This is a genomic window from Kocuria subflava (assembly GCF_012163155.1).
In the GTDB taxonomy this organism is placed as follows: Bacteria; Actinomycetota; Actinomycetes; order Actinomycetales; family Micrococcaceae; genus Kocuria; species Kocuria subflava.
Window position 1 is genome coordinate 1 of sequence record NZ_JAAVUN010000049.1, and the last position, 5537, is coordinate 5537.

The 5537-nt window shown below is 64.8% G+C and carries 3 protein-coding genes and 1 pseudogene; 2 read left to right on the plus strand and 2 right to left on the minus strand.

The window, feature by feature from the left end; translation table 11 throughout:
• Window positions 1–68 precede the first annotated feature (68 nt).
• A pseudogene (locus GTW58_RS12625) lies at window positions 69–1256 on the minus strand (ISL3 family transposase); the annotation flags it as partial.
• Between the two features lie 237 nt (window positions 1257–1493).
• Here GTW58_RS12625 and GTW58_RS15050 point away from each other — a divergent pair.
• A complete protein-coding gene (locus GTW58_RS15050) occupies window positions 1494–2363 on the plus strand; it encodes a DUF418 domain-containing protein (protein WP_157980602.1) in 870 nt (289 codons plus the stop codon).
• On the opposite strand, the gene GTW58_RS12635 is transcribed toward GTW58_RS15050, so the two are convergent.
• Complete coding sequence (locus GTW58_RS12635) at window positions 2360–3466, minus strand: DNA alkylation repair protein (protein WP_119933784.1); 1107 nt, start codon at window positions 3464–3466, stop codon at window positions 2360–2362. The genes GTW58_RS15050 and GTW58_RS12635 overlap by 4 nt on opposite strands.
• Before the next feature lie 104 nt (window positions 3467–3570).
• On the opposite strand from GTW58_RS12635, the gene recQ reads away from it, so the two are divergent.
• A complete protein-coding gene (recQ, locus tag GTW58_RS12640; RefSeq protein WP_119933783.1) occupies window positions 3571–5412 on the plus strand; it encodes a DNA helicase RecQ in 1842 nt (613 codons plus the stop codon).
• Window positions 5413–5537: the final 125 nt, after the last annotated feature.

Sequence of the window (5537 nt, forward strand, 5' to 3'; positions counted from 1 at the left end):
CACGCTGTTCAGCGCGACCGGAACCATCCTGACCAGCCGGTCCCGGACCAGCCAGGTAGACACTCACAGATCGCCTCGGTGGGACCGTTGCTGGTGCCGGGTCGGTCGAAGTAGGCCAGGACGTCGTCGGCTCGCTTCTTCAGTGTTCGCCCCAGCGTGATGACCTCGGTGAGCGCCTTCGGGACGCCGTGGCTGACCGAGTCGATCAGTTTGACCATTAGCTCGCGGCCACGACGCCGGTCCTGCTCGCGGTAGGCGGCGATCATCCGCTGGTAGACGCCCCAGGTTGCCTCGACTTCGACATGCGCATCGACGCTGAATAGGCCGTGCAGGCGGTCGTTCTGCTTGTCGGTGAGCAGGTCAGCTCCCGTGTGCAGGGTTCGCCGCGCCCGGTATAGCGGGTCGTCCTTGCGGCCGCGGTGGCCCTGGGTGTGCTGCTGGACCCGGCGGCGGCAACGGTCCAGTGCATCGCCGGCCAGCCGGACGACGTGGAAGGGATCCATCACCGCGACCGCGTCGGGCAGCGCCTCGGCGGTGGCGGTCTTGAAGCCGGTGAACCCGTCCATCGCGACCACCTCGATCGCGTCGCGCCACGCCTGCGGTCGCTCGGCGAGCCAAGTCTTGAACGCCTGCTTGGAGCGGCCCTCGACCATGTCCAGCAGCCGTGCTGGTCCGGTGCCCTCACGGATGCCGGTCAGGTCGATGACCACGGTGACGTACTTGTCGCCGCGGCGGGTGTGCCTCCAGACGTGCTCATCGACGCCGACGACCTTCACCCCGTCGAACCTGTGCTCGTCGTCGATCAGGACGCGCTTGCCCTCGGCCAGCACGGCGAGGTTGGCGGTGTTCCACGCGACCCCGAGCCCCTCGGCGACGCGGGCGACGGTGAGGTGCTGGACCACGATGCCCTCTAGTGCCCAGCGCAGCCCGCGGCGCGACAGCTTCGCCCGTGGTTCGGCCGCCAGGCTGGTGTCCTGTCGCCATACATGGCAGCAGTCGGTGCAGCGGTAGCGACGCACGACGACCTCCAGGGTTGTGGGTCGCCACCCGAGCGGTTCATGCGCAAGCCGCCGGACCACCGTGTCCCGCGGAACCCCTTCGCAGCCGCAGCGACGGCACCACTGGTCGAGCTCGACGACGCGGCAAGCGATCACCGCGCGGTCGGGCTCGAGCCGTTGCCCAACGGCTTCGAGACCGAGCTCATCCAGTCGGCAGAACGTGGTCAGGTCAAGGCGAGTGAAGGTAGCGTCGTGCACGTCGAGGTCTTCCGGATGGGCAGTGTGAGAACTTCCATCCTCGGGAGACCTCGACTTCTATCCCGACACCGCCGCGCCGTCAGCTTCTACACCCTCATCTGCGAAGAGCCGGTTTGCCACGATTTTCCAGACGGGCCTGGGTCTGGTGACGGATGGCAAGTTCATTGGTTTGTTGACCATCATGTTCGGCATTGGCCTGGAGATTCAGCGCCAGGCGGCGCTACGCCGCGGTGAAACGTGGCCTGGTCGTTACCCCTGGCGGTTTTCGCCATCATGATCAGCGGCCCCAAGGCTCAGAAGATCTGGATGATTGCCGGTTTGACCGTTCACGTCCTGGTGATTGCCGGGATGGACCTTGTCCAGTTGCTCTTCCAGTTCTTGATGGACATCCCGGACAAGACCGAGTTTTTGAACGATTCCCCCGTTGGTGGCCGGGCAGCGGCGGGAGAAGTGAGTGCGGCAGGGATTACGTCCACTGACTCCTATTGGGACATGGTCCAGGACCGGTTGAACGACTTTGTGGGCGGTCGCATGGAAATCCCCATCATGTTCTTCATGGGCATTGGCTTGTTCCTGGTGGGAGCGCACCTGTACCACGCCGGGATCTTTGATGAGCGCGGCAGAAAGTTGCGCCTGTGGATCATGACGCTGGCATTCGGCGTGGGTGTACCCGTGGACTGGGCATGCCGCCTGTTGGTGCCCGACTACACCGGTGCCATCACGCGTTACATCACCTCAACACTGGTGGCCTTTGGCATCCTGGCAGCAGTTGCAGCGTTTCACGCCCGCAAAACGGACACCGGGATTCTGGGAACCGCTCTCAGTGCAGTGGGGAAGATGGCGTTGACGTGTTACATCTTGCAGAACCTGGTGGCCTCCATCATTTTCTACGACTGGGGCTTTGGAGTGGCCAACCGCATTGCCGGTGACAACACCGTGTGGTGGACCATGGTGATTTATCTCGGTATCGCCGGATTCCTGATCGGTTTGAGTTTGGTGTGGCTGCGGTTCTTCAAGCGTAGCCTGGTGGAATGGTTGTGGCACGGGATGTTTGACGGCATCAGTGCCGCGCTGGATCGCCGTCAGCAGCGCATCCAGTCGCGTTAATTCCGGGGCAGTAGTTCAAAGTCCACGGCGGGGTGTTCCACGCCATTGATCTGCAGCGCCACCGAGTGCATACCGGCGTGATACTTGCGGGTGGTGATCTCACGGAATGAATGGCGGCGTGTGAGCTCCACGGTCTCGCCCGGGGCCAGTTCCATGGTGGTCCACTTGAAGGTCTTGGGCGTGGTGGTCCCGTTGGCCTTGCGATGGTGCACCACGTAGTCGATCAGCAGCTTGGCGGGGGTGGCGTCGTCGTCGTTGTGGACAGTGGCGCTGATCTGCAGCGAACCTCCCCACTGAACCGCCGGCGGTGTGAGCCGCGGCCCCTGAACATCGACGACGACCGGCGGGTACCCCATGAGCGCCAGCGCTTCCGGGTGACCGCGTTTGACCACGGTGCGCAGGGCATGCTTGACCGTGCGGGCCGTGTATGGCCCGGGACGATCCAGCCACGTGGCTGCGGTTTGGACCACCAGGTCCGGGTGATGGCGGCTGAGATCGTTGAGGTGATTGGCCACGGAACGCCGAACGTATTCGCTGGGATCGTTGTGGAGCGCTGTGAGGATGGGCAGCGTGGCGCTGGGCTCTGCCGACGGTTCCGGTACGCGCAGGCCCCACGGGAGCAACGGGCGGGTACCTTCCGAGGCCAGGCGACGTACGTGTTCATCGGGGGACTGTGTCCACTCTGACGCTGCCGTCAGCACCCGCCGGTGATCCTGGCGCAACAGAATCCTGAGGGCGAATTCTGCCGTGAATCGATGAGTGAGCTCTGCCAGGACCTCCAAGGCCTCCTGGAAGGTGCGCTCGGAACCGGTTGCCACGGCGTTGTGTGCCACTGCCTCCGTCACGGGCCAGATCATCCACCCGGAGAAATCTTGCGGATGAGCCGTTGCCGCTTCACGGATCGTGGCCACCAACCTGTCTGGGCCCAGGTCCTTGAGCAAAGCATGGCTCACCAGGTCCACGCGGGCCCGCATGGGCTGACCGTCCAGGGCTGCGGGGACGGCGTTCAGATGTTCAGCCGGTTGCTGCGGGGTGACCAGGGTGATCATCCTGGCCAGTGCTTCCACGGTGGAGGTTCCAAGCATCTGGTCGGCTGTTGGCATGAGGTCCTCGCAGTGGTTGGCGGCGGGTGGGGCAGGTGGGAGACCACCGTACCGGCGGCGTGGGCCAACGGCGGGGTCACCTCCGCGCCTTGTAAATTGGTGCGGTGACTTCCCAGACCTCAGCTCCCGCTGCCACGCCGCTTGGTGTGCTGCAAGAGGTCTTCGGCTTCGAGTCCTTCCGGGGGGACCAGGAGCGGATCGTGGAGCACGTGACGGGTGGGGGCGACGCCGTCGTTCTGATGCCCACCGGTGGCGGCAAGTCCCTGTGTTACCAGATCCCGGCTCTGGTCAGGGAAGGTGCGGGGATTGTGATTTCCCCGCTCATTGCGCTCATGCAGAACCAGGTGGATGCGCTGGCCGCGGTGGGGGTCAAGGCGGCGTTTCTGAACTCCACCCTGGATGCGGATCAGGCAGCCCAGGTTGAGGGGGACCTGCTGAACGGTGACCTGGATCTGCTCTACATGGCCCCGGAGCGCTTGGTTCAGCCGCGAACGTTGGATCTGCTGAGCCACGCCAACTTGGCGTTGTTTGCCATTGACGAGGCGCACTGCGTCTCCCAGTGGGGCCACGATTTTCGCAAGGACTACCTGGGGCTCTCCGTCCTGGCCGAGCGGTTCCCGGGCGTGCCCCGCATTGCCCTGACTGCCACCGCCACGCAGGCCACCCATCAGGAAATCACCGAGCGACTGAGCCTGGGCGCTGCCGAGCACTTTGTGGCCAGTTTTGACCGCCCCAACATCCAGTACCGGATCGTGGAGAAGGACAACGCCCGTTCCCAGTTGCTCAGTCTGATCCGCGCTGAGCACGCCAGAGATTCGGGGATCGTCTACTGTCTGTCCCGCCGCAGCGTGGAACAGGCCGCGGAGGCCTTGCGTAAAGAGGGCCTGGACGCCATGGCCTACCACGCGGGGCTCAGCGAGTCCGAGCGCGCCGAGCGGCAGACCCGGTTCCTGCAGGAGGACGGCGTGGTCATGGTGGCCACCATTGCCTTCGGCATGGGGATCGACAAACCCGACGTCCGCTTTGTGGCGCACCTGGATCTGCCCAAGTCAGTGGAAGGTTATTACCAGGAGACGGGTCGCGCCGGGCGTGACGGCCTGCCGGCCACGGCATGGTTGGCCTACGGGCTGCACGACGTCGTTCAACTGCGCCGCATGATCGATCAGTCAGAGGCCACGGAAACCCACCTGCGCGGCCAACGCGCCCACCTGGACGCCATGCTGGCGCTGTGCGAATCGCTGACCTGCCGCCGCGTGCAGATCCTGCAGTACTTCGGTCAGCAGGCGGAACCGTGCGGTAATTGCGACAACTGCCTGACCCCACCCACCGGCTGGGACGCCACCGTGCCCGCCCAAAAACTGCTCTCCGCCCTGATCAGACTGGACCGCGAACGCAACCAGCACTTTGGTGCCGGGCAGGTCATCCACGTGCTGCGCGGCAAGGTCAACGACCGCTCCACCGCTTCCCGCCACGATCAACTCAGCGTCTGGGGCGTGGGCGCGGACCTGAGCGAAACCGAATGGCGCAGCGTGATCCGCCAACTGCTGGCCCGCAACGTGATCACCACCTACGGCGAGTACGGCACCCTGGGCCTGGCCCCCGGCGCCACACCGGTCCTGCGCGGCCAGGCCACCCTGGAACTGCGCCGCACCGCACGCAAGAAACGCGGCTCACCCACCGGTCGCCGCAGCTCCACAACGACGACGTCCTCCCTCACGCCCCAACAGTCCTCCCTGTTCGAGTCCCTGCGTGAATGGAGAGCACATCAGGCACGCGAGCAGAAGGTCCCGGCCTATGTGATCTTCCCGGATGCCACCTTGATCAGCATTGCCCAGGTGGCGCCCACGGCGGTTCACGAATTGCGGGGCATCAGCGGCATCGGGGCCAAGAAGTTGGAGCGCTACGGGGAGTCCGTCGTCGAGATCGTGCGCGGCCCCTGGGCCTGACCTGCACACTCCTCCTTTTTCCGCCGAGTAGGCCGTTTGATCGCTGCTGAGTGGGGCGGTTTCAGGGGGTGAGTGCAACACGTGTGAGGAACTCGTTGAGTTTCTCAGCCGGGGTATGGAATCCC